Annotated in this window: 4 protein-coding genes and 2 pseudogenes; 2 read left to right on the plus strand and 4 right to left on the minus strand. The window is 43.9% G+C overall.

Annotated elements, in window-relative coordinates; all coding sequences use genetic code 11:
* Positions 1-535: pseudogene (locus FGQ53_RS11055) on the plus strand (transposase); the annotation flags it as partial.
* Positions 536-565: 30 nt separating this feature from the next.
* On the opposite strand, the gene purK reads toward FGQ53_RS11055, so the two are convergent.
* The 4 genes from purK to purD form a co-directional block, all read right to left on the minus strand.
* Positions 566-1,657: a 5-(carboxyamino)imidazole ribonucleotide synthase gene (purK, locus tag FGQ53_RS11060; RefSeq protein ID WP_138338797.1), complete on the minus strand. Its 1,092-nt coding sequence runs from the start codon at positions 1,655-1,657 to the stop codon at positions 566-568.
* Positions 1,644-2,135, minus strand: coding sequence for a 5-(carboxyamino)imidazole ribonucleotide mutase (gene purE, locus FGQ53_RS11065; protein ID WP_054435011.1), 492 nt, complete (start codon positions 2,133-2,135; stop codon positions 1,644-1,646). The genes purK and purE overlap by 14 nt, the downstream gene beginning before the upstream one ends.
* Positions 2,136-2,166: 31 nt before the next feature.
* The gene (locus tag FGQ53_RS12235) at positions 2,167-2,283 is read right to left on the minus strand and encodes a phosphoribosylaminoimidazole carboxylase (RefSeq protein ID WP_138338800.1); all 117 of its coding nucleotides are present in this window, start codon (positions 2,281-2,283) and stop codon (positions 2,167-2,169) included.
* A gap of 144 nt (positions 2,284-2,427) precedes the next feature.
* On the minus strand, positions 2,428-3,693 hold the full coding sequence (gene purD, locus FGQ53_RS11075) for a phosphoribosylamine--glycine ligase (RefSeq protein WP_138338803.1): 1,266 nt from the start codon (positions 3,691-3,693) through the stop codon (positions 2,428-2,430).
* A 548-nt stretch (positions 3,694-4,241) separates the two neighbouring features.
* Here purD and FGQ53_RS11860 point away from each other — a divergent pair.
* Positions 4,242-4,910: pseudogene (locus FGQ53_RS11860) on the plus strand (hypothetical protein); the annotation flags it as partial.

Below are 4,910 nucleotides of genomic sequence, written 5' to 3' on the forward strand. Positions count from 1 at the left end.
CAACTCTTATTCAAAGTGGTTTTACGATTTCAAAAACTCATCTTAGTGCTGAGGATACGGTGATTGTGGATGCAACAGAGGTAAAAATCAATCGTCCTAAAAAAATCAACTAGCCAATTATTCTGGTAAAAAGAAATATCATGCTATGAAGGCTCAAGCGATTGTCACAAGTCAAGGGAGAATTGTTTCTTTGGATATCGCTGTGAACTATTGCCACGATATGAAATTGTTCAAAATGAGTCGCAGAAATATCGGACAAGCTGGTAAAATCTTGGCAGACAGTGGTTATCAAGGACTTATGAAGATGTATTCACAAGCGCAAACTCCGAGGAAATCAAGCAAACTGAAGCCACTAACTCTTGAAGATAAAGCCTATAACCATGCGCTATCCAAAGAGAGAATCAAGGTTGAGAATATTTTTGCCAAAGTAAAAACGTTTAAAATATTTTTAACAACCTATCGAAATCGACGCAAACGGTTTGGATTACGAATGAATTTGATTGCTGGCATTATCAACCGTGAACTAGGATTTTAGTTTCGCAGGAAGTCTAATCATAGACTTGTCCTAAAAATCTTTCCCTTTCCCAAACTCCTCCACCTCATCTGGCACATCACTAAACAAAGTCACATGTCCCATCTTGCGGTTGTGCTTCGCTTCTATTTTACCATACATGTGTAGGTGGGCGCTTGGATTTTCTGTGACATATTTTTCAGCGGCCTCGATGTGTTGGCCGAGAACATTGAGCATAACGGCTGGCGCATGCAGTTTGATAGCTGGCAATGGCGATCCCAGAACGCCTAGAATATGGGTATCAAACTGGGAGAAGTCACAGGCTTCGATAGAGTAGTGTCCTGAATTGTGTGGACGCGGGGCAATCTCATTGACAATGATGTCATCAGCTGTCGCAAACATCTCCACGCAGAGCGTTCCAGATAGATTTAGCTGTTCTGCGATTCGCACTGCCATAGCTTTGGCCTTTTCAGCTAGACTTGCAGAAATCCGAGCAGGCACGATGGTCTTAGACAAAATATTGTTGCGGTGGATATTTTCCTGAACTGGGAAGACTGTCACATTCTTGCCGTTTCCAGACACGATGACAGAAATTTCAAGGTCAAAGTTGACAAATTCTTCCAAGACACAAACTGCTGATTCAGCTAGTTCATAGGCTTCTTCCAAATCTTCTACTGAGCGAATGACCTTCTGACCATGCCCATCGTAGCCACCAGTCGCCGTCTTGAGGACATAATTTTTAGAAAGGTCAATATCTGCCAAATCTTGGCTTGAAGTCACAACCTTGTAGGGTGCCACAGTGACTTGTGCCTTGTTTGAGAGGAAGTCCTTTTCAAAAATGCGATTTTGAGAGATGCGGAGCAGGTCTGTTCCTTGAGGAAGTTGTCCTTCCTTGATAACCGCATCCAGACCGTCAGCATCGACATTTTCAAACTCATAGGTGAGGACATCGCAACGCTCTGCCAACTGACGAAGAGCATCCACATCATTATAAGGCGCCACGATGATTCCCGCCACGCGAGAGGCTGGGCAATCCGCCGCAGGATCCAGCGCGATGACCTTGTGCCCCATGTAGATAGCAGAAATGGCCATCATCTGACCAAGCTGACCGCCACCGATAATTCCGATTGTTTTAGATGAGCTCATTGGTAGACTCCTCTGCGATTTTTCCTTGCTCTTCTGCGAAATCAGCCAAAGCTGTCGCAATAGCCTGATCCTCTACTGAGAGGAGACGGAGGGCAAAGAGAGCCGCATTTGTCGCACCTGCTTCACCGATAGCCATTGTCGCAACAGGTACGCCACCCGGCATCTGCACGATAGAGTAAAGTGAATCCACGCCACTAAGGGCACGCGATTTGACAGGCACCCCGATGACAGGAAGGATTGTTTTAGCTGCGACCATGCCTGGCAAGTGAGCTGCGCCACCAGCACCAGCGATGATAACCTTGATGCCACGGCTACGTGCTTCTTCAGCATGTCTGAACATAAGGTCCGGTGTACGGTGGGCAGAGACAACTTTCTTCTCGTAGGCTACACCGAAGCGGTCTAGAACCTCTGCTGTTTTTTGCATGGTGGCCCAGTCGGATTTTGAACCCATGATGATGGAAATAATTGGTTTAGTCATAATTTTCCTTTTCTTTCCTTTCTTTTTTCAATCACCTTAGGTTGTGAGAGACGGCAACAGCCACCAAAGGTGTCTCATACCTAAATCGGAAGCCCAAGGTCTTCCAATTTCCCTGAACGATTGGATTGTCATTCAATCGTTCTTTCACAACAGCGGTGATTGTTCTATATTAGCTCGCTAACGCTCGTAAATCAAACGACCATTAACGTATTTTGTGAATTTTTGCTAATTCTTTTTTGATAATGGTCTTAGTTTGGCTCGCTTTCGCTCACCCTGATAATTTTTGTGTCTGTTAATCTTTTATTGCCTTGCTTCCGATATCTGTTCGGTAAAAGAGGCCTTCTGTGTTTTGTTGGGAGAGTTCTTGGTAGATGATGTCTTGGGATTCTTTCACAGTATCTGCTGTGGTGACGAGCATATAAACACGTCCGCCGTTTGATAGCAGTGCTCTGCTATTTTCCTCAAACTTAGCTCCAGCATAGTAGGTGATGATGCCGCCATCGGTTTTGGCTGGCAACTTGACACCTTTTTCATAGTCTAGCGGGTAGCCGTTCGAAGCGGCAACCACACCCAGAGTCACACCCTTGTCCAGCCACGTGATCCTAGGCTCCTTGCCATCCAAAATGTCCGTGATGTTCTGCGCAAAGTCAGAAGTCAGACGCGGTAGGATAATCTGGGTCTCGGGATCGCCAAAGCGGGAGTTGAACTCGATAACCTTAGGGCCGTCAGCCGTCAGGATAAGCCCCACGTAAAGCACGCCCAGATAAGGACGGCCTTCCTTAATCATGCCCTCAAGAACCGGCTTGACAATACTGTCAACCGACTGGTCAATCACGCTTTGAGGTAGGTGAGGCACCGGCGCATAAGCCCCCATACCACCTGTATTTGGTCCCTTGTCGCCATCATAGGCACGCTTGTGATCCTGCGCCGCAGGCATCACGTAGAACTTGTTGCCATTGACAAAGGCAAAGAGGGAGAACTCCTCACCATCGAGAAATTCTTCGATAACCACACGCGCACCGGAGTCGCCGAACTTATTGTCCAGCAGCATCTCATGCGCTGCTTCGACCGCCTGCTCCACGGTCTCTGCCACAACCACGCCCTTGCCCAGCGCCAAGCCGTCCGCCTTGACCACGATAGGAGCGCCCTGCTTTTCGATATAAGCCTTTGCTTCCTCGAAGTCGGAAAATGTGCCATAGGCTGCTGTCGGAACGCCGTATTTGACCATGATTTCCTTAGCAAAATCCTTAGACCACTCCAGCTCCGCTGCTAACTTAGTCGGACCAAAAGCTTTAAGCCCAGCCTGATTAAAATCATCAACAATACCAGCTGCTAAAGCGTCATCAGGACCAATGAAAGACCAAGCAATATCATTTTCCTTGGCAAAATCAACGAGCTTATAATGTTCGGAAATTCCTATATTAACCAAATCCAACCCATCAAGCGTCATGCCATCATTTCCGGGCGCAACAAAAACCTGCTCCACCTGCGGAGACGCCAATAACTTCTTAGCAATCGCATGCTCACGACCACCAGAACCAACAACCAAAAGTTTCATAAACAAGATACCAAGAGCGAACAGAAAGCGATAGAGTTTTAGGGAATCAGTGCAGTGTGTAGACACAAAAGACAACTTCTCTAAATCTCGAGCGTTCCGATCGGGTTCAATTCCTTTCGTTCCACGAATTACATAGGACTATTATAACATATTTGTTCGGAAATTTGAAATTCTAATCTAATTTATTCGGAGAAGAAAAGCAGCACTGACTTCAGAATATTTTCAACCGTCATATCTACATCATTTAGTGATAATTGCCAATCCATCTAACTTTTATCACTAAAACCGTTAAAATCAGGTAAAAAGCGGTTTCACCGGAGGCCTCTTCTGTCTGAAATGATATTGTTAACCAACTACAAACTACCACAACAAGATTAAAGAAAAGTGTCTGCGAAGAGGCTCCGAGTTCCATGAGTATCGGTCTTTCTTCTTTTTGAGTGTAAAATGAAAAAGACTACAGTTACATTTTTCCTAAATTTTACAATATCTTTATTCTCCTTTGATTTCCTAATGATATACTCTTGGTAAAAAAATAAAAGGAGAATATTATGACTGTCACTACATCTGAGAAAAAACTTCTCACTGTCTTTTTTAGCATCACTTTCGTATTTCTTATTTTAGCCTCTCTTTTTGATTTGGCTATTTCAGAAAATTTCGCAAGTCAAGCTTCTGTTTTTGGAACCATCTTCCAAATTTATGGCATGTTTCCCGAACACTTAGTACTTTATATTAGCGCGAGTATTCTGGCATATGCTGCGATAAATCGCTCTGGAAGTAGATGGATTCGCTATTTTCTTGCTATGCTTATGCTCTTAGTAGCATTTTGGGGTATTTACGGAATGGTACAAGAATGGTTTGGTTACACTGTTAGCATGCTTAATAATATTAAGGACGGTATTGCTATTGGTACTGCTAATAATGATAGTTCTCAAAAAGTTGTTTACTCTAAATTTTTAGAATTTGCTTGTTCCGTAGGTATATGGGGAATCGGAGAAATTGGAATTTTTAAGTGGCTTTCTGAAAAAGATGGTAAACAATTGAAATATTTGATTTTAGTAGCTTTTGCAGGGATTGCCTTCTATTTCATCTCTGGCGAAATCATCAATACAATGAAAGACTACTGGGGACGTTTTCGTCCTTATACTCAATTGTTTCCAAAAAGCAACTTTGTCCATTGTCTGCTGACAGTGGACTTTAAAACACTTTTTTCCAATCCT

This window comes from Streptococcus mitis, assembly GCF_005844455.1.
GTDB classification, from domain to species: domain Bacteria; phylum Bacillota; class Bacilli; order Lactobacillales; family Streptococcaceae; genus Streptococcus; species Streptococcus mitis_BF.

Bases quoted from the DNA above. Each gene is read 5' to 3' on its own strand.
- purK (WP_138338797.1), bottom strand. From the start codon at position 1,657: ATGAGCTCATCTAAAACAATCGGAATTATCGGTGGCGGTCAGCTTGGT.
- purE (WP_054435011.1), bottom strand. From the start codon at position 2,135: ATGACTAAACCAATTATTTCCATCATCATGGGTTCAAAATCCGACTGG.
- purD (WP_138338803.1), bottom strand. From the start codon at position 3,693: ATGAAACTTTTGGTTGTTGGTTCTGGTGGTCGTGAGCATGCGATTGCT.